Here is a 19689-nt window from a genome sequence, read left to right as displayed (position 1 = left end):
TCATTTCTCTCCCGTTTACCAGCGGCGCTCAAAGCGGCGGCGCAGAATAATTGCTGCAATATTCATGACTGCCAGGAACAGGAGCAGGACGATAATAGCGCCTGATGTCCGTTCTACAAAGGCACGCTCAGCTTCATTCGCCCACATAAAGATCTGCACAGGCAGAGCCGTTGCAGGGTCCATCGGCGTTGCAGGCATATTGGCAACGAAAGCCACCATGCCGATCAGAAGCAATGGTGCTGTTTCACCAAGCGCCTGAGCAAGACCGATAATCGTTCCGGTCAGAATGCCGGGCGCTGCAAGCGGCAGCACATGGTGAAACACCATCTGCGTTTTTGAAGCACCAAGCCCAAGAGCTGCTGCGCGGATCGACGGCGGCACGGCGCGAAGTGCGGAACGTGTCGCAATGATGATTGTAGGAAGCGTCATCAATGTCAGCACCAGACCACCGACAATTGACGCTGAACGCGGCAGATTGAAGAAGTTGATGAAGACTGCAAGCCCAAGCAGACCGAACACAATCGACGGAACAGCTGCCAGATTGTTGATATTGACTTCGATAATATCCGTGAGGCGGTTCTTTTTGGCATATTCTTCAAGATAGATCGAAGCGGCCACGCCGATAGGCAGTGCGAGAACCAGCACGATCATCATCATGTAGAAGGAACCGACAAGCGCAACACCGAGACCAGAGGTTTCAGGACGACTGGAAGCGCCATTGGTAAACAAGCCCCAGTTGAAAGCCTGGCTCATGATGCCTTCATTGGTAAGCGTCTTGATCCACTCAAACTGACGGTCTGAAACCTTGCGGTTTGCTTCTGGAACCTCAAAATCGATCTGCCCCTTATAGGCGGAGTCAATATCAGCAGCAGCCAGAACTGGAACTGTCTGTGTGGTGCCAATCAATGATGGATTATCCATCACCATCTGGCGAAGCTGAACACGAACACCATCGGAGAAGAAGCGCCCAACTTCACGCATTTCAGCGCGATCCGTGCTCGGCACACCCAGCTTTTCAGCCAAGGCGTTACGTACCAGAAGCGGATAGTTGGCCGTGATCAACACATTCGGATCGGTTGCAAGCTTATTGCCCGGATCGATAACCTGTGCGTCAAGCTTGACCGGCAGATAAATCGTCGTCTGTCCGAAAGCCGTATAGCCCTTGGAAAACACCGAGAACAAAAGCGCACAGAGAAAGAACACACCAATCGCAATGGCAACCACACCATAGAGACGGAAGCGACGTTCAGCAGCGTAGCGACGCTTGATTCCGATATCGCGGCGCTGGGGCTTTGTTACCGTAGTGCCAGCATTGAGAGTTGAATCGGTCATTATTCGTACTGCTCCCGGTACTTGCGAACGATGTAGAGCGCAAAGATATTCATGATCAGCGTCAGGACGAAGAGGGTGATACCCAGCGCAAAGGCAACAAGCGTCTGCGGGGAATCAAACTCAAGGTCGCCGGTGAGCTGACTGACGATTTTGACAGTGATCGTCGTCATCGCTTCAAAGGGATTGGCAGAAAGGCGCGCTGCAACACCGGCTGCAAGCACCACAATCATGGTTTCACCAATTGCACGCGAAGCCGTCATCAAAAGTGCGCCGACAATGCCCGGAAGTGCTGCTGGCAGAACAACACGCTTGATTGTTTCCGAACGCGTTGCACCAAGACCAAGCGAGCCATCGCGGAGAGAACCGGGAACCGCTGTGATAATGTCATCAGACAGAGACGACACAAACGGGATCAGCATCACGCCCATGACAAGACCAGCAGTCAGAACGCTCTGCGCCATAATGAAGCCCTGACCGCCAGCAATGGCAGCAGAGAGATCTCGCAGGAACGGGCCAACCGTTATCAGTGCGAAGAAGCCGTAAACAATGGTCGGGATACCGGCAAGAAGCTCAAGCACGGGCTTGACCACTGTGCGGACACGCGGCGACGCATATTCTGCCATGTAGATTGCGGAGAACAGGCCAACTGGTACAGCAAACAACATCGCAACGAATGCAATATAAAGCGTACCAGCCAAAAGCGGGATGAGACCAAACTGACCGACTTCACCACCCGAACCTGCAGCTGCGAAGCGTGGGTCCCAGACAGTTCCGAAGAAGAAGTCCATCGGGGCGATCGACTGGAAGAAGCTCACCGTCTGGAACAGAACAGAGAACACGATGCCGATGGTCGTCAGAATAGCGATACCGGAAGCGGCAATCAGGCCCCACAACACGATGCGCTCGACATTGTTACGGGCACGCGTGCGGCGCTTGATGCCGGAAAGTCCAAAAATCAGACCAGCAACCGCGATAACGAGAGCGATTGCGCTGCCAACCGTATGGGAAACCTTACTCGCCTTTTCGAGGAAGAGCGCAACTGGAACCATATAGTCCTGGCCTTCAGTCGCAAGCGCTACGCCTTTTGAGCCGAGAACATCACGGGCTTCCTTATAGGTCTGCGGTAAACTATCGATTTCAGCAGGCGTCAGCTTTTCCAAGCCGCCTGCAAGGCTGCGAATCATGCCAAGCTGCAAGCTGCGCTCTGAAAACGAACCATCTTCGACAGCAGCCGGCATACGAGCAGTTGCCGTATGATCGAGATAAACCGATGTACCAACCGCCCAGACCGCGAGAAACAAAATTGCGGGCAATGCGGAAACGAGGAAAACCCACCAGCCATGATAGAGCGGGCGGGAATGCATTTTCTCTGTGGCTGCGCCTGAACTGACGACAGGCTGAGCCTTGTCAATCGCAACGGCGCGCTGTCGACCTATAAAGAATCCGATCAGTCCGATTGCGACGACACTGACGAGAACCAGAAAGAAGGACATTCAATTTCCCCGGTTGCCCCAAAAAATGTGAAGATAGCTGCTCAAGCACAGTTTGCAGTCAGCCAATTCCACGCGAATGCGCCTGTCTTATCCGACCAGCGCAAAAGAGGAAGAATGTGGGAAGGAGTCCTCCCCACATTCCACAGATCAAAGCTTACTTGACTTCCATCAGCTTGCCTTCGGTGAAGGCAGTGCGCTGTGCTTCACGTTCTGCATCCGGAGCCGGAACCAGACCGTATTCAGCAAGCGGGCCTTCCGGGCCGACCATCTGTTCGGACAGGAAGAAGTCAACATATTCCTTGAGGCCTGGAATGACGCCAAGGTGAGCCTTCTTCACGTAGAAGAACAGTGGACGCGAAACCGGATATTCGCCCGAAGCAACGGTTTCAGCCGATGGCTTGACGCCGCTTACGGTCGCTACCTTCAGCTTGTCAGCATTGTTTTCGAAGAAGTAGAGACCGAAAACGCCAACGCCCTGCTTGTTGGAGTCGATGCGAGCCAGCGTTTCGCTGTAATCGCCATCGATATCGACAGCCTTGCCGTCCTTACGAACAGCGATACAGGCAGCAGCCGAAGCCTTGTCATCGAGACCGGTCTTCTTGATTTCGTCGAGAGCGCCGGATTCCTTGCAGCCGTCAGCAAGAAGCTTTTCTTCGAAAACTTCACGCGTCCCATGCTTTTCGCCAGGGATGTAGGCAGTGATATCCCAATCTGGCAGGTCTGCATTGACCTGGTTCCACTTGGTGTTTGGATTGTCGACCAGCTTGCCGTCTACGACGAGCTTGGCAGCAAGAGCCTTGTAAACGTCAACTGGAGCCAGTTTCCAGTCTGGACCGTTCGCATCGGTTGCAAACACGATGCCGTCATAGCCAAAGCGGACTTCCTGAACTTCCTTAACGCCTGCATCAATGCAGGACTTGAGTTCGGTGCCCTTCATGGCGCGCGATGCATTGGCGATATCGATGGTGTTTTCACCGACGCCCTTGCAGAATTCCTTGATGCCTGCGCCAGAGCCGCCCGATTCAATAACCGGCGTCTTGAAGTTCGGATAGGTTTCGCCAAAGGTTTCTGCAACGATCTTGGCATAAGGCAGAACGGTCGAGGAACCGGAAACCTGAATCTGATCGCGCGCATTCGCAGCGGAAACCGACAATACTGCAGCAATTGCGAGCGCTGCGGTCGAGGAAATCATCTTGTTCATGAGCACCAGCCCCTGTTGTAAAAGACACATGACGTGAAAGCGTCACCAGCCGTCTACGCGCTCTATATAACAGTCATATGACAGTAGTGTTACAGCTTTGTATCAATCGACTTTGCCCGCCGTTTTGCAGGGTTTTCCTTGCTGCTTGAACACTCAAAGTTTCAAAAGCGGAAGTCGCGCGGCCATGGCCTTAATGCCGGCAACGTCTGCATTGGCGAAAGCAAATCGCAAAAATGCATCCTGCTCATCTCCGAAAAAGCTGCCGGGTAGTGTGACAACACCTATGGACTTGGCGAGCATCTCGGCAACCTTGGCAGACGACACGCCTTCATAAGGATGACGCACAAATGCGAAATAAGCGCCCACTGCCTCAATATGCCAACCAGCCACATTACTCATGGAGACACGCAAGGCTCCCGCGCGCCGTTCAATCTCCTTGCGGTTGTCGTCGCGCCAAGCCTTGAGTGGTTCAATCGCCTGGCTGACCGCAATCTGTGGTGCACGTGTTGCGCAGATTTGCAGATTATCCATCACTTTGGCAACATTGGCCACCATCTCGGAACCTGCGACAATTGCCCCAAGCCTGTGGCCCGGAATGCAAAAGGATTTAGAGAAGCTGTAGAGTTGGACCAGATGCGACGGCCAGTCAGCCTCTGCGAACAGTCCATGCGGAGCTCGATCAGCATTGCTTAGAAAATCGCGATAGGTTTCATCGAGCAGCAGCCACGTCCCGTTTTCACGACAAGCAGCATAAATCTCACCAAGCAATTGCGGCGGATAAATTGCACCGGTTGGATTATTGGGCGACACCAAAACAAGCGCGCGCACGCCTTTATGTAAGGCCGCCTTTATATCTTCAATTGCAGGCACAAACCCGTTTTCAGCGCGGCAGGCGACTGTTGCCGAGTGGATGCCCAGCATCTCCAACGATGATTGGTGGTTGAAATAAAAGGGATTAGTCGCAAGAACCGTATCGCCGCTTTGGGCGACGCACATAATCGCTGCAATGAAAGCCTGATTGCAGCCCGATGTTATATGAACGTTGTGAGCCTGGATCTGAGCCTCATAGAGGCCACCAACATGGGCTGCATAGGCCTCGCGCAAAACCGTCTCGCCTTCAATCGGACCATAGCCCGCAGAGGTGACTGATCCTGCGGCCACGCCGAGAAACCGCAGCATATCGGGATGCGGCGGATAACCAGGAACGGCCTGCGAGAGATCAATCAGAGGACCATGCGCACCATCATAATTCCGCGCCCACGCCTGCACTGCAGGAATTGGCGGTGCGGAAAGCTTACCGATAAGCGGATTGATGGAAGGCAAAGGCATTAAGAGCTCCCGTTGCTATGTTATCTTATTCACTGGGGCGCGATAGAACGTAAGCCGCAGAGCCGAGCATAAAGATCGTGACAGAGACGGCAAGCAAAGGCCCCGGGCGCGCACCCCACCAGAACATGCCATAGCCGAATGCCATGCCAAGACAGGCATATAGTTTTGCCTTAGGCGGGATTGCACCGCGCTCGCGCCATTTGACAATAAGCGGACCAAATCGCGGATCAGCGAGCAGGCGCGCCTCAAATTTCGGCGATGAACGCGCGAAAAACCACGCAGCCAAGATGATAAAGATTGTTGTCGGCATCACCGGCAGAATGGCACCAATGATACCAAGCACCAGCATGAGAAAGCCAAGGCATAGATATAGAATACGTTTTCCCGCCGATATGGCTGGAAGCGTTGTGTCGGTATCGTCCTTTGGCGTTTTATCCTGCATGATTTTCCGTTCTGAAGATGAGCGCTTATAGCAGGATTTTGGCTTTTGCGTGCATGCGATGCGCGGTCAAAACTGTGTCATCGCGCTACATTTCAACAAAAGTTACAGGCGGCGTTACAAACTTTACCACCTCAAAAACAGCCCATGGTTGTATTCTGCCCGAAAAAGGCCGGATTCCGTCAACTTGGCTGAAGCGGCTGAAAACTGGGCCCACAAATAAAAATTGTACCGGGACGGTACGACTGTGACCATCTGCAAAGCAGCTTTTCTTGCACTTCCCGCCACAAAACATGGTTGAGCAACGGGCAAGCACAGAATCCTAACGAATCGTAAACAGTTTTACAGCAACACTGGCATATCGATTAAAATATTCCTGATATTTTCTTGAGCCATAAAATAAACAACGCTTAGTATAGGATCATTTTCCGCTTAGTTCATTAAATCTATTATCTCATTATACTCTCAATAACATCACGCCATCGCCACATTTAGATTCCAGTTGGCGCAGGTCTTTCTCGTCGTAACTCAAAATTACCGGACAGACTTTGTGAAACGACTCTTGGAATCAGTATGAACTTCAAAATCCGTATGGCTATGCTCGCCGTTGCGACGACTGGTCTTTTCTCGATCACCGCAATGGAAGCTCAAGCTGCACGCTGTGGCGGTGCTTCCTGGTATGCACTCACCTCACGCACCGCATCGGGCGAACGCATGAACCCATCAGGGATGACAGCTGCCCACCGCACCTTGCCGCTTGGCAGCAAGGTCAAGGTCACCAATCAGAGAAACGGCAAGTCGCTCATTGTTCGTATCAATGATCGCGGTCCGTTCATTAAAGGGCGTGTGCTTGATCTTTCCAAGGGTGCAGCGCAGCGCCTTGGCTTTATCAGTGCCGGACACACAAACGTCTGCTTCACACCGCTTTAAAAAAGCTTCCTGAACAAAGTCGGCCTGTTCAGACACCGCTTTCGAGCAGCATCACTTTGACAGAAATTTCAGCGTAAGCGTATATTATATATACGTAATTTTTAAACCGTCGCCCTTAAAGCGGCGTTTTTTTTCCTCATCATATACAATTTATAGGTGCATATACCGCAAAATGCCCGCGTTAACCATTAATTAAGATGTTAGGCGAAGACGCGGCAGCCTCAATTGACTCCGGGCATGTTTCATATTTTAACTTTTCGTTAATAAATGCCCAGTGCGGGCTGTGAAAAGGGCCTTGAGTATGTTTTGCGTAGTTCGCTCGAGCATGAAGTTTATCGCTGCTGCCAGCATCGGCATTGTCGCTCTTATGGCGAGCGTCGGTGCACAGGCTGGAACCGGTGCCTATATGCAGACTGGCAAGCTTACTTCACAGCCAATCGGTCATTACGAGTTCTGCAAGCGCGAAGCCGCTGAATGCAATATCGTCAGCCGCGACACCCGTGCACTCTCGCTCAACAACAGCAATTGGCAGCACATTCAAACCATCAATCTTTCGGTCAATGAACGAATCAAGCCGATGACCGACATGGAAATCTACGGCGTTGAGGAATATTGGGCCTATCCAACCACTGTTGGCGATTGTGAAGATTATGTTCTTCTCAAGCAGCGTGAACTCGCCAAGGCCGGTGTTCCGATGACGGACCTGCTGATCACTGTCGTTCGCAAGCCAGACGGCGAAGGCCACGCAGTATTAACCGTTCGCACGGATCGCGGCGATTTCGTTCTCGACAACCTGACTGACGAAGTTCTGCGCTGGGACGAAACCGACTACACCTACTTGAAGCGTCAGGCTGCAAACAATACCGGCCGCTGGGTCACAATCGAATCCCAGGACAATTTGCTGGTTGGTGCAGTAAAATAACCACCAGCCTTCTTCAAGTCTTTTGAAGCCAGGCGCGTCTGTGTTATCCTTTTCGGGTCTAAAAAGGAGAGCTCGGTGCGGTTAGCCCGATCCCCGCTCAAAAGCGGGTCCTGGCCTTCATTGGTGTTTTAGAGCGTATCTTATCCGAAGCGGTTTCAAACTTTTCGGTATGCGAGCTAATCCGACCAATTCGTCGAGTCCCTTGACCTTCAACTCCGATGCAATGGTGTATTGGAGAATATAGGGTCTTGATTATGAAACAGCAAATCTCCGTCATCACGCTTGGCATCCAGGAACTTGAGCGCTCTCGTCGTTTTTACGTCGAAGGCTTTGGCTGGACGCCAATATTCCAGAACCAAGAAATCATCTTCTATCAGATGAATGGCTTTGTTCTCGGCACCTTCCTGAAAACTTCGCTTGAAGCCGATATGAACTGCTTCGGCCTGATGCAGCCGGGCGCATTCTCGCTGGCGCATAATGTAGGTGACAAAACAGACGTCCAGCCGCTCATGGAAAAGCTGACGCGCGCTGGTGGAAAGATATTGCGACCCGCCGATGCGCCAGTGCATGGCGGCTTGCGCGGCTACATTGCTGATCCCGACGAGCATGCATGGGAAATCGCCTGGAACCCGGCCTGGAGTATTGATGAAAACGGACTCGTGACGTTCGGGCTCTAACAAATGCCGGGGAGAGTAAGCCGCTCCCCGGCAATCACGCAAAATCCTATTCACCTCTCAGCCTGATCTGCGCTATGCTCTGATTCTGGCTTTATCCACGCCTCCCCCCTCCGATCGGGAAAGCATTTTTCATGCGGGAAATCTCACCACCGAACCAACTGGTCGAGCGAAAGCATAAGGAGGGATTGCAATCAAAGCTCGCAGGAGGTTTTGATGAAATTGTCGGCCCCGATCTATCATCTGAAACGCCGCGCAAAGCTTATGGCGCGCAATGAGAACATACCGCTTCATTTGGCATTGGATCGCATCGCTGCACACGAAGGCTTTAAAAGCTGGAGTATGCTGACCCACAAACATAACGACGCCGTTTCAGCAGCCGAACTTTATGCGTGCCTGCAACCCGGTGATCTGGTTTTGGTTGGTGCCCGGCCCGGCCATGGCAAGACACTGCTCAGCCTTGAAATCCTCATTGAGGCCATGAAAAAAGGCCATCGCGGCCTGTTCTTCTCTCTGGACTATACGAGAAAAGACATCGGAAAACGATTTGAGATGCTCGGTATCAACGAACGTGACTTTCAAACACAGTTTGTGTTCGACACATCTGAAGCAATCAGCGCAGATTACATCATCGAGCAATCGCAGAATGCGCCGCGCGATACATGTGTCGTTGTCGACTATCTACAATTGTTGGATCAGAAGCGTGAAAAACCGGAACTGATGGTTCAGATAAGAGCGCTGAAAGCTTTTGCTGAAGAGAAAGGACTAACCATTCTCTGTATCTCGCAGATTGATCGTAGTTTTGATGCAGACGCCAAAGCCTGCCCGGATCTAAGCGACGTGCGTCTTCCAAATCCGCTTGATCTATCGCTGTTCAGCAAAGCCTGTTTTCTGAACAATGGCAGCATGACGCTTCAGACCCTGAACTGCTAGAGCGTGTCGCGCTTAATCGCGCCCTTGGTGCTCGATCTAGATTCTTTTAATTGTCGCATGTTCGCGAACGTTAAATGAATCCATTTAACTGCGACATGCTTTAGAGCAGAAAGAGCTTCTGTGACGTGGTCTTCACGCCACAGAAGACAGTCTCTCAGCGCCCATACGATAAGAAATCGCGCCAGCAAGATGTATGCGGCTGATCTGGTCCACTCCATCGAGATCGGCCAATGTGCGGGCCACTTTCAAAATGCGGTGATAGGCACGCGCAGAAAAGCGCATCTGTTCGCTCGCGTCGCGCAGCAGCTTTACGCCCGCAGCATCCGGCTTGGCGACTTCTTCAATCAGATTTGCCGAACAGTAAGCGTTGGTCATGGATGCATCCAGCCCAAGAGCTGCATAGCGCACGCTTTGTGTCGCCCGTGCCCGCGCGACACGTTTGGCAACGCTTTCGCTTCGTTCAGACTGCGACGGCTGAATGAGATCAAGGGCTGAGACGGCAGGCATATCGACCCTGAGATCGATTCGGTCCAGCAACGGCCCGGAAATGCGTGCCTGATAGTCGCTTTGGCAACGCGGGCCACGTGCGCATGTGTGGCCTGGCTCCCCCGCCATGCCACAACGACAGGGGTTCATCGCTGCAATCAGCTGAAAGCGCGCCGGATAGCTGGTACGATGATTGACGCGTGCAATCATGCATTCGCCAGTCTCCAGCGGTTGCCTGAGAGAATCGAGCACCTGTGGCGAAAACTCCGGAAACTCATCGAGAAACAACACGCCATTATGCGCAAGTGATACTTCACCCGGCCTCGCCCGCAGCCCCCCACCAACCATTGCAGCCATAGACGCCGAATGATGTGGCGCGCGAAAAGGTCTGCGGTCAGACAGTTTTCCACCCGACAGCTCGCCTGCAATGGATGTGATCATTGAAACGTCGAGCAGTTCGCGCGGGCTGAGTTTTGGCAGAATGGATGGGAGCCGCTGTGCAAGCATGGATTTTCCCGATCCAGGCGGCCCGACGAGAAGCAGATTGTGATTTCCGGCGGCAGCAATCTCCAGCGCACGCTTGGCAGTCTCCTGCCCCTTGATATCGGCAAGATCGGGCAGCACTTCGCTTGAAACCCGCATCGAAGGATCAGGCGGCGTCAGCACCTGTGTTCCCCGAAAATGGTTGCCCAACGCAATCAGGCTGCGTGGCGCAAGAATATCGACATTGGCCCCTGCCCATGCGGCTTCTGGCCCACAGTCATACGGACAGATCAGGCCCTTGTCTTCACGATTGGCGCCAATTGCAGCAGGCAATACGCCCGCAACAGCCGTTATGGAGCCATCAAGCGAAAGCTCTCCCAAAACCAGATAGGATTGTATGGCGTCGATCGGAATTGCACCGATAGCTGCCATCAACCCAACGGCAATCGGCAGATCATAATGCGAGCCTTCTTTCGGCAGATCAGCCGGAGCCAGATTGACCGTGACACGCTTGGTCGGCATGGAAAGGCCGGAAGCATGAAGTGCGGCCTGTACACGTTCCCGGCTTTCGGCAACCGCTTTGTCGGGCAGGCCGACAATCGACATGCCCATCTTGCCCGGTGCAACCATGACCTGCACATCGACAGGCACAGCTTCTATGCCCTGAAACGCAACTGTTCCTACTCGCGCGACCATGAGCCCCCGCTCGGTATTTTACACACCTCTAACGTGAGTTTGTGCTTGTATACAACCAAAGGATTTAAGCATTTCTCGTACGAGAGAGCAAGCTTCGCAGATGCTGGCCTACTGGCTAAATCGGTCGCCAGCATTGAGCTTTCTGACTTGATTGTTATGCATATATGAATGCATACTTCATATAAGAACTGTGGAGGAAAAAATGTCTAACGTTGCGCCAACGGTCGGAGTCTCTTCGACAATGCCGACCGATATGCCGCCAGAACATGCCAGGTTACCGGTATGAAACGCCGAAAACTGGTTCTATGAGGATTGGCCAGTCGGGCAGAAGATCAGATCGTTGCGACGCACAATATCGGAAGGCGACAGCCATCAGTTCAATCTGCTGGTTACCGATATTCACCCTTACGTTCAGGATGAAATGTTCGCGCGCAGCGAAGGAATATTCGGACGAAGGCTGATTGCAGGCGCATTTGTCTTTTCCGCGGGCCTTGGCCTGGTGGCCACCAACTGCGTGAATGCGTTTTCTTATGGCTATGACAAACTGCGTTTCATCAAACCGGTCTTCATAGGAGATACGATTTATGCAGTGCGCACGAATATGGAAAAAACGCCGCGCTACAAGGAACTTGGCCTAATCCGTGCAAGCTATGAGATCTTCAAAGGCGAGGGAGAACTCGTCCTTTATTGCGAACATCTGCAAACGGTAAAATATAAAAACCCGGCTGATTTTATCGGCAAGACGGAAAAATAGCGGAATCGCGTCCGCAACGGACGCGATTCTCTTTCAAACGAAGGCTTAAAGCCCGATTTTTTACTTACGCTTGGCTTCAACCGCGTCCCAGAACAGGGCCGCAATATTGGTGCCGTCGAAGCGTTCGATTTCCCGAATGCCGGTTGGCGAGGTTACATTGATCTCGGTCATATAATCGCCAATCACGTCGATACCAACGAGGATGAAGCCGCGCTCTTTCAGCGACGGGCCGATGCGCGCGCAGATTTCCTGCTCACGTGCAGTCAGCTTGCTCTGTTCTGCACGACCGCCAACATGCATGTTGGAACGCGCATCGGTTTCCGAAGGCACACGATTGATTGCTCCGACCGGCTCACCATCAATCAGAATGATACGCTTGTCACCTGAGCGCACATCTTTGAGATAACGCTGCGCGATGAACGGTTCTTTGAAGAGCTGTCCGAACATTTCGAGCAACGAGGTCAGATTGCGATCGCCATCAGCCAGATGGAACACGCCCGCACCACCATTGCCGTAAAGTGGCTTTAAGATGATATCGCCGAACTCGCGGCGGAACTCTAGAACCTCCTGCGGGTCCTTGGTAATCAGCGTTTCGGGCATCAGGTCCGGAAATTCGGTGACGAAAATCTTTTCCGGGCTGTTGCGAACCCATGCCGGGTCGTTCACCACCAGCGTCTTTGGATGGATACGCTCCAGAAGATGCGTTGTGGTTATATAGTTCATGTCGAACGGCGGGTCCTGACGCAGCAGAACCACATCCATTTCTGAAAGATCGCGGCGCACCGGCTCACCCAGCGTGTAGTGATCGCCCTTGATGTCACGCAGTTCCAGTTTTTCAACGCGAGCTGAAACAATACCATCGCGCATCGAAAGCCGGTCTGGTGTGTAATGATACAGCTCATGGCCGCGCTTCTGCGCTTCAAGTGACAGAGCAAAAGTGGTGTCACCCGTAATATTGACCGTGCTGATATGGTCCATCTGGACCGCAACTTTTAGCGACATGATTTCCTCGCGATTCTCAGTTGCCGGAACTTAGCGCATCGGCCCTAAAATCGGAATCAATTTTAGGAAAGCACAATGCGTAGATAAAACGAGTTGAGAGCGCCGATCTGATCAAATCAGATCGAAACGCGCTCTAAAGCGAATTTTGCAGACGACATAGCCGTTTCCGATCATGCAGGTTTCATAGACGCTTCATGAACACGCGCAGATTTTTGCAACTGGATTGCTGCCTGTCTGTTGATTATGCTGTTAACGCCAGAGCTGGACCAAAGCCGGGAGAGAAAAGTGACCGCAGTCAAAACAACATTCTTTGCTGATCATGTCACCGAACTGGGTGAAGGCCCGGGTTATGATCCGCTTACCGGTCAGTGCTGGTGGTTCGATATTCTCGGTCAAAGGTTGATCGAGAGAGACGACAGCGGTGAAGTTCGCACGCATGATCTGGGCATGAAAGCCAGTGCGCTTGCGGTTATTGATCGTGAGCGGCAGTTGATTGTCAGCGAGCACGGACTTTTTGTGCGCGAGCGTGCCAATGGGCGTCTCACACTGCATCATCCGCTCGAAGCCGATAATGACACCACCCGCTCCAACGATGCACGTGTGCACCCGTCCGGCTCCTTCTGGATCGGCACCATGGGCAAGAAGGCCGAGAAGGGTGCCGGCTCGATCTGGTGGTATCGTGAAGGCCATGTGAAAAAACTGTTCTCTGGTATCACGATCACCAACTCAATCTGCTTTTCGCCGGATGGCAAGATCACTTATTTTGCCGATACCGACCGCAATATCATATGGCGGGTCGATACCGACCCCGAAACCGGCCTGCCGGTCTCTGAAAAAAGCGTTTTCCATCATCGTGTCGAAGATGGTGGCGTTGATGGCTCGGTGGTCGATGCGGAAGGCACCTTGTGGAATGCATGCTGGGGCGGCAGCGCCCTTAACGCTTATTCGTCGCAGGGGCGGCTCTTACGTTCGATCGAGCTACCCGTTACCCAGCCAACCTGCCCGGCTTTCATCGGTGCAGACGCCTCTGTCTTGATTGTCACCAGCGCGCACGAAGGCATGAATGAAAATGCCCGCAATGCAGATCCGCATGCGGGCAAGGTCATATTGCTTGATCTGTCTGTCGCCGGTCGTCACGACCCGCCAGTAAGATTATAATCAGGCGACGCCTTCAACGATGACGATTTCGCCGTCCGCTACGGTTTGGCGGATGGCTTTTGCGGCCTGATATTCGGACGAATTGTAGCAGTCGAGCGCGTGCTGCATAGACTCAAATTCGATGATGACATTGCGGGCACGCCCCGGCCCTTCAACGGCCTCAGCCTTGCCGCCACGTGCAATAAACTTTGCACCATAGCGCTCAAAAGCAGGCTTGGCGGTAGAAACGTAATCTTTGTAACGCTCCGTATCGCGAGCATCCACACGGGCGATCCAATAGGCTTTGGTCATATCATCCTCCTCTTTCAGCCAACCGAGCGCATTTCTTCCAGAATGGCAAGGGCTGAAGCCTTGCGATCAGCGGCGCCGACAATTGGCCGCGCAACGACAAGGTGGCTTGCGCCAGCTTTGAGAGCATCTGCGGGCGTCATCACGCGCTTCTGGTCGCCCTTCTCGCTGCCTGCCGGACGAATACCGGGTGTGACGACAGCCATATCGGGACCGATTGCCTGACGGATGGCATAAGCTTCAGCGGCAGAAGCCACAATGCCGCCCATGCCCGCCTCACGCGCCTGCTGTGCGCGCTTGAGCACCAGCGCTTCCGGCGTATCGCAATAGCCTGCTTCCTTCAGATCAGCATCATCCATAGAGGTCAGCACCGTCACGCCAAGCAGGCAGAGATCAGACCCTTTCGCCGCTTGAACAGCCGCGCGCATAGCTTTCGGATAAGCGTGCAGGGTGAGCATGGAAACGCCCATCTTCGCGACATTCTCCACGCCCTTGGCGATGGTGTTATCGATGTCGAGGAGCTTCATGTCGAGGAAAACTTTTTTCTTGGCCGCAATCAGGCTCTTTGCAAAATCGAGACCACCTGCAAACACCAGCTGATAGCCAATCTTGTAGAACGTGACAGCATCGCCCAGTTCTTCGACCACTTTTTCCGCTTCAGCAACGGTTGGCACGTCGAGGCCCACGATCAGCCGATCACGCAAATCTGTCGTCGTCATGCTATTCTCCGATATGATTTTTAGTTTATTCGCACAACAGGGCGCGGTACGAAAGATACCGCGCCCTGAAATTGTTAGATAGAAACTAAATTTAACGTCCTGGATTGACCGAGTGCTTGATAAGGCTGGCGCAAACAGCGCTCAGCATTTTGGCGTGGCGCTCGTTCTTGAGCGTGCCGTCATCATTGAAAGCGTCAGCTGCACCACCGACCGAGCACTGCTCGCTGACGATCTGCGTGCCCACATTCATCAGAACGGCGCGTAGATGATAAAGCCCACGCATACCAGCAAAAGCGCCGTTTGACGTCGAACAAAGGCCGACCGTCAAACCCGCATAAGGCCTGAACGGCTTGTCACCATCTCTGGAAATACGGCTGACCCAATCAACCGTGTTTTTAAGCAGCGGCGGAATTGACGCATTATATTCCGGCGAACAGATCATCAGCCCGTCATGCTCTGCAAAGAGACGACCAAGCTTCATGGCGTTTTCAGGAATGCCTTCTTCAGCTTCCAGATCCTCATTCATAATCGGAAGCTGAAAATCGGCCAGCGAGATATGTGTTACGCTTGCACCCTGAGCTACCAGTTCCCCGGCGGCTGCATCTGCCATATGGCCTGAGAACGCGCCCTTGCGGATAGAGCCCGCAAAAATCAGGATCTTTGCCGTCATCAGATTACTTAACTCCGTATGGGATCAAACGAGCGGGCTGCGATAGACCCAGAGCTGCGCAGGAGGGACATTGCGCACAACAAAATCATAATGCTGCACAATGTAGTTGCCCTTGCCTGCCGGAACCGGCGGGCGGGGACCATAAGTGATCTGTATCAGAGGACGACCACGCGGCATACGGGACAACAGGCTTTCCATAAGCTGAATGCGGCTTTCCATCGGAAAGTTCAGCATGGGAACAGCGGAAACGATGCTGTCGAATTTCTGATCTTTCATATCGCCAAGCGCCAGATCGAGATCGAACACATCTCCCTGAATGATGTTCACATCGGGAAAAGCCCGGTCAAGATGCTCCACGAAATCCGGTGAATATTCGACCGAATAGAGATCGGCTGGCTTCACACCATGGGCTAGAATGGCTTTGGTAATCACACCTGTGCCCGGTCCGAGTTCTAGAACTGGCAGACCTGATTTCGTGTCGATGACGCTCGCCATGCGTCGCGCCGTGATGGAACTTGTCGGCAATATCGCGCCGACCGCCTTTGGTCCGTCTATCCAACCTTTGAAAAAACGGATTTCTTCATCGAACTTAGCGGCCAGTTTCCTGCCGAGCTGTCCTGCCATTCTTCACTGCTCCCATTGTCGTTATCAGACAAGTTTATGCCGCATTGGAGTATTTAGGCAAGGCGACATTAAGGAAAGCGTAAAAAAAGGGAGCCAAACGGCTCCCTTTTCTTCACTCACCTATACCTTCGAAAAACTCCTTCATCCGGGAGAAGAAGCCTGCCGATTTCGGACTGTTCTCCTTGGACGAGAGTTGTTCAAATTCCTCAAGTAATTCGCGCTGACGTTTGGACAGGTTTTGCGGTGTCTCAATATCGATCTGGATATAGAGATCGCCCACTGCCTGCTGGCGTAAAACCGGCATGCCTTTGCCCTTGAGGCGGAACTGCTTGGCGTTCTGGGTACCTTCAGGCACCTTCACACGCGTCTGGGTGCTATCAAGCGTGGAGACTTCAAAATCTCCGCCCAGCGCTGCTGTCGTCATCGAGATCGGCACTTTGCAGTAAAGATCAGCACCATCGCGCTGGAAAAACTCATGCGGTTTGACCGACAGGAAGATGTAAAGATCACCCGATGGACCACCGCGCGTTCCAGCTTCGCCTTCGCCTGCGAGACGAATACGGGTGCCATCTTCGATACCGGCCGGAATGTTGACCGAGAGCGAACGCTCCTGTGTCACTCGGCCCTGACCGTGACACTTGCCGCAAGGGTCCTTGATGATCTGGCCGCGACCGTTACAGGTTGGGCAAGTGCGCTCTACAGAGAAGAAGCCCTGCGCGGCACGTACACGGCCCGAACCCGAACACATGGTGCAAGTGGTCGGCTGTGACCCGGCCTTGGCGCCAGACCCTGAGCATTCGTCACAGGTGATGGATGTCGGCACGCGAATCTGTGCGGCCTTGCCGGAATAGGCTTCCTCAAGCGTGACTTCCATATTGTAGCGCAGATCGGCGCCGCGTTCGCGTCCACCATTGGAGCGACGACGACCGCCGCCCATCATCTCGCCAAAAATATCTTCGAAAATATCGGCAAAGCCACCGGCTCCACCGAAACCGCCGCCACCACCACCAAAGCCATTGCCCATGCCGCCATTTTCAAAGGCTGCGTGACCGAAACGGTCATAGGCTGCGCGCTTTTGCGGATCTTTCAGCGTTTCATAAGCTTCACCGATTTCCTTGAACTTGCGTTCTGCATCCGGATTGTTCGGATTGCGATCCGGATGGTATTCCATGGCGAGCTTGCGAAAGGCGGTTTTGAGCACCTTATCGTCTGCTGTTCGCTCCACACCCAGAGCTTCGTAATAATCGATCTTCATAGTTCGTTATCCCGACGGCTGGATCGCATCCTTTTTCCGGATTGCGTCTCCACGGTCCCATTTTGCGCAAAGCGGCCTCTATATGACCTGTCTGCTGGACTGTTTTTTATTTTTGTCCGTCCGGTGCAACCGTCCCGAAAGGCCGCAAAAGCCCGGGAATGACCCGGGCTTAAGCTTTACGGACAAGGCTTACGACTTTTTCTTGTCGTCGTCGATTTCTTCGTAATCGGCGTCAACGACATCGTCGTTGGAAGAAGCCTGCTCGCCACCTTCAGCGCCTGCATCTTCGGCAGCCTGAGCTGCTTCATACATAGCCTGACCAAGCTTCATGGAAGCTTCGGCAAGAACCTGCGTCTTCGCCTTGATATCTTCAGCATCGTCGCCTTCAAGCGAGGTCTTCAGCGCTGCGATTGCGCCTTCGATTGCCTGCTTGTCTTCAGCCGAAACCTTGTCACCATATTCCTTCAACGACTTTTCAGACGAATGAAGCAGGCTTTCACCCTGGTTCTTGGCTTCAACCGCATCGCGGCGCTGCTTGTCGGCTTCAGCATTTGCTTCAGCGTCCTTGACCATCTTTTCGATGTCAGCGTCCGAAAGACCACCCGATGCCTGAATGCGGATCTGGTGTTCCTTGCCGGTGCCCTTGTCCTTTGCAGACACGTTCACAATACCGTTGGCATCGATGTCGAAGGTGACTTCGATCTGTGGAACGCCACGCGGTGCCGGCGGGATGCCAACGAGGTCGAACTGGCCGAGGATCTTGTTGTCAGCTGCCATTTCACGCTCGCCCTGGAAGACGCGGATCGTCACTGCCGACTGATTGTCTTCAGCCGTCGAGAAGGTCTGCGACTTCTTGGTCGGGATCGTCGTGTTGCGTTCGATCAAGCGGGTGAATACGCCACCGAGCGTTTCAATGCCGAGCGAAAGCGGGGTCACGTCGAGCAGCAGAACGTCCTTGACGTCGCCCTGCAGAACGCCGCCCTGAATGGCCGCACCCATGGCAACAACTTCGTCAGGGTTTACGCCCTTGTGTGGTTCCTTGCCGAAGAAAGCCTTAACGACTTCCTGGATCTTCGGCATACGGGTCATACCGCCAACCAGAACCACTTCGTCAATGTCGCCAGCCTTCAGGCCCGCATCGCGAAGAGCTGCCTTGCATGGCTCGACCGTGCGCTGAACGAGGTCGTCCACGAGGCTTTCAAACTTCGAACGCGAAAGCTTGATTGCAAGGTGCTTAGGACCGGTCTGGTCAGCCGTGATGAACGGCAGGTTGATTTCGGTCTGCTGAGCAGCGGAAAGCTCGATCTTGGCCTTTTCGGCAGCTTCCTTGAGGCGCTGCAGAGCAAGCTTGTCTTTCTTAAGATCGATGCCCTGTTCTTTCTTGAACTCGGCAACCAGGTACTCGACCAGACGCATATCGAAGTCTTCACCGCCGAGGAACGTGTCACCGTTGGTGGACTTTACTTCAAACACGCCGTCGCCGATTTCAAGAACCGAAACGTCGAACGTGCCGCCGCCAAGATCGTAAACAGCGATGGTCTTGCCTTCGCTCTTATCGAGACCGTAAGCAAGTGCTGCAGCCGTTGGCTCGTTGATGATACGCAGAACTTCAAGACCAGCGATCTTGCCGGCATCCTTGGTTGCCTGACGCTGAGCATCATTGAAGTATGCCGGAACCGTAATAACAGCCTGCGTCACGGTTTCGCCGAGATATGATTCAGCGGTTTCCTTCATCTTCTGAAGGATCATCGCGGAAACCTGCGATGGGGAATACTTCTTGCCGTGGGTTTCTACCCATGCGTCCCCATTGTCGCCCTTGACGATCTTGTAAGGAACGAGATCCTTGTCCTTGGTGACCATTGGGTCATCAAAGCGGCGACCAATCAGACGCTTGACGGCAAACAGGGTGCCTTCAGGATTAGTGACAGCCTGACGCTTCGCAGGCTGGCCAGCGAGGCGCTCGTCACTATCGCTGAAAGCGATGATCGAAGGCGTTGTGCGAGCACCTTCAGCATTTTCGATGACCTTCGCGCTTTTTCCGTCCATGACGGCAACGCAGGAGTTGGTCGTTCCCAGATCGATACCAATAACTTTAGCCATATTTCTCTCCATTCAGCAAACCGCCAGGACCTCTACCGAGCGTTCCATAAGCGGCTCCTATCGATTTCACAATGCTTGCTTCAAGGTTGCGGTACGGAAGATCACCATTGACCAACCGGGCCTGTCATCAAAGCCTCGTGCGTGGCGTATATAAGAAAGGCTGTTTTTCACTGCAAGTCACAAGCTGTGTGAGAGCGAAAG

18 protein-coding genes and 1 pseudogene are annotated in these 19689 nt (G+C 53.3%); 6 read left to right on the top strand and 13 right to left on the bottom strand.

Annotation, left to right across the window (positions count from 1 at the left end; translation table 11 throughout):
- Nucleotides 1–15 precede the first annotated feature (15 nt).
- From pstA to CES85_RS21840, 5 genes are all read right to left on the bottom strand, one after another.
- Nucleotides 16–1332 (bottom strand): phosphate ABC transporter permease PstA, encoded by a 1317-nt coding sequence (gene pstA / locus CES85_RS21860; protein ID WP_095447778.1) that lies wholly within the window; start codon nt 1330–1332, stop codon nt 16–18.
- The gene (gene pstC / locus CES85_RS21855) at nt 1332–2825 is read right to left on the bottom strand and encodes a phosphate ABC transporter permease subunit PstC (RefSeq protein ID WP_095447777.1); all 1494 of its coding nucleotides are present in this window, start codon (nt 2823–2825) and stop codon (nt 1332–1334) included. The genes pstA and pstC overlap by 1 nt, the downstream gene beginning before the upstream one ends.
- 154 nt (nt 2826–2979) lie before the next feature.
- A complete protein-coding gene (locus CES85_RS21850) occupies nt 2980–4026 on the bottom strand; it encodes a PstS family phosphate ABC transporter substrate-binding protein (protein ID WP_095447776.1) in 1047 nt (348 codons plus the stop codon).
- Between the two features lie 153 nt (nt 4027–4179).
- Nucleotides 4180–5349: an aminotransferase gene (locus CES85_RS21845; RefSeq protein WP_167388318.1), complete on the bottom strand. Its 1170-nt coding sequence runs from the start codon at nt 5347–5349 to the stop codon at nt 4180–4182.
- A gap of 31 nt (nt 5350–5380) precedes the next feature.
- Nucleotides 5381–5797 (bottom strand): YbaN family protein, encoded by a 417-nt coding sequence (locus tag CES85_RS21840; RefSeq protein ID WP_095447774.1) that lies wholly within the window; start codon nt 5795–5797, stop codon nt 5381–5383.
- Nucleotides 5798–6367: 570 nt separating this feature from the next.
- Here CES85_RS21840 and CES85_RS21835 point away from each other — a divergent pair.
- The 4 genes from CES85_RS21835 (at nt 6368) to CES85_RS21820 (ending at nt 9253) form a co-directional block, all read left to right on the top strand.
- Nucleotides 6368–6724 carry a septal ring lytic transglycosylase RlpA family protein gene (locus CES85_RS21835; RefSeq protein ID WP_095447773.1) on the top strand — a complete coding sequence of 119 codons (357 nt, stop codon included), beginning with the start codon at nt 6368–6370 and terminating at the stop codon, nt 6722–6724.
- 301 nt (nt 6725–7025) lie between these two features.
- Complete coding sequence (locus CES85_RS21830) at nt 7026–7646, top strand: transglutaminase-like cysteine peptidase (protein ID WP_095447772.1); 621 nt, start codon at nt 7026–7028, stop codon at nt 7644–7646.
- Between the two features lie 254 nt (nt 7647–7900).
- Nucleotides 7901–8323, top strand: coding sequence for a VOC family protein (locus CES85_RS21825; RefSeq protein WP_095447771.1), 423 nt, complete (start codon nt 7901–7903; stop codon nt 8321–8323).
- Between the two features lie 213 nt (nt 8324–8536).
- Nucleotides 8537–9253: a DNA helicase gene (locus CES85_RS21820; protein ID WP_095447770.1), complete on the top strand. Its 717-nt coding sequence runs from the start codon at nt 8537–8539 to the stop codon at nt 9251–9253.
- 132 nt (nt 9254–9385) lie between these two features.
- Here CES85_RS21820 and CES85_RS21815 read toward each other — a convergent pair whose 3' ends face one another.
- Nucleotides 9386–10918, bottom strand: coding sequence for a YifB family Mg chelatase-like AAA ATPase (locus CES85_RS21815; RefSeq protein WP_095447769.1), 1533 nt, complete (start codon nt 10916–10918; stop codon nt 9386–9388).
- Between the two features lie 202 nt (nt 10919–11120).
- Here CES85_RS21815 and CES85_RS21810 point away from each other — a divergent pair.
- Nucleotides 11121–11672: pseudogene (locus CES85_RS21810) on the top strand (MaoC family dehydratase).
- Nucleotides 11673–11732: 60 nt separating this feature from the next.
- Here CES85_RS21810 and gshB read toward each other — a convergent pair.
- Entirely contained in the window at nt 11733–12674 is a 942-nt protein-coding gene (gene gshB, locus CES85_RS21805) for a glutathione synthase (RefSeq protein ID WP_095447768.1), read from the bottom strand.
- A 285-nt stretch (nt 12675–12959) separates the two neighbouring features.
- Here gshB and CES85_RS21800 point away from each other — a divergent pair, with 285 nt between their 5' ends.
- Nucleotides 12960–13832, top strand: a complete 873-nt coding sequence (locus tag CES85_RS21800; RefSeq protein ID WP_095447767.1) for an SMP-30/gluconolactonase/LRE family protein — start codon at nt 12960–12962, stop codon at nt 13830–13832.
- Here CES85_RS21800 and CES85_RS21795 read toward each other — a convergent pair whose 3' ends face one another.
- The 6 genes from CES85_RS21795 to dnaK form a co-directional block, all read right to left on the bottom strand.
- The gene (locus CES85_RS21795; protein ID WP_095447766.1) at nt 13833–14123 is read right to left on the bottom strand and encodes a DUF1330 domain-containing protein; all 291 of its coding nucleotides are present in this window, start codon (nt 14121–14123) and stop codon (nt 13833–13835) included.
- 14 nt (nt 14124–14137) lie between these two features.
- Nucleotides 14138–14839, bottom strand: a complete 702-nt coding sequence (gene pyrF / locus CES85_RS21790) for an orotidine-5'-phosphate decarboxylase (RefSeq protein WP_095447765.1) — start codon at nt 14837–14839, stop codon at nt 14138–14140.
- Between the two features lie 91 nt (nt 14840–14930).
- Nucleotides 14931–15509 carry an NADPH-dependent FMN reductase gene (locus CES85_RS21785; RefSeq protein WP_095447764.1) on the bottom strand — a complete coding sequence of 193 codons (579 nt, stop codon included), beginning with the start codon at nt 15507–15509 and terminating at the stop codon, nt 14931–14933.
- Nucleotides 15510–15533: 24 nt separating this feature from the next.
- Nucleotides 15534–16133: a phospholipid N-methyltransferase PmtA gene (pmtA, locus tag CES85_RS21780; RefSeq protein WP_095447763.1), complete on the bottom strand. Its 600-nt coding sequence runs from the start codon at nt 16131–16133 to the stop codon at nt 15534–15536.
- 112 nt (nt 16134–16245) lie between these two features.
- Complete coding sequence (gene dnaJ / locus CES85_RS21775) at nt 16246–17388, bottom strand: molecular chaperone DnaJ (protein WP_095447762.1); 1143 nt, start codon at nt 17386–17388, stop codon at nt 16246–16248.
- Nucleotides 17389–17577: 189 nt separating this feature from the next.
- The gene (gene dnaK, locus CES85_RS21770) at nt 17578–19488 is read right to left on the bottom strand and encodes a molecular chaperone DnaK (protein ID WP_095447761.1); all 1911 of its coding nucleotides are present in this window, start codon (nt 19486–19488) and stop codon (nt 17578–17580) included.
- Nucleotides 19489–19689: the final 201 nt, after the last annotated feature.

Origin of the sequence: Ochrobactrum quorumnocens, from assembly GCF_002278035.1 — a bacterium.
In the GTDB taxonomy this organism is placed as follows: domain Bacteria; phylum Pseudomonadota; class Alphaproteobacteria; order Rhizobiales; family Rhizobiaceae; genus Brucella; species Brucella quorumnocens.
Note: the sequence above shows the minus strand (reverse complement) of the source record. Positions and strands in the feature narration are given on the sequence as shown.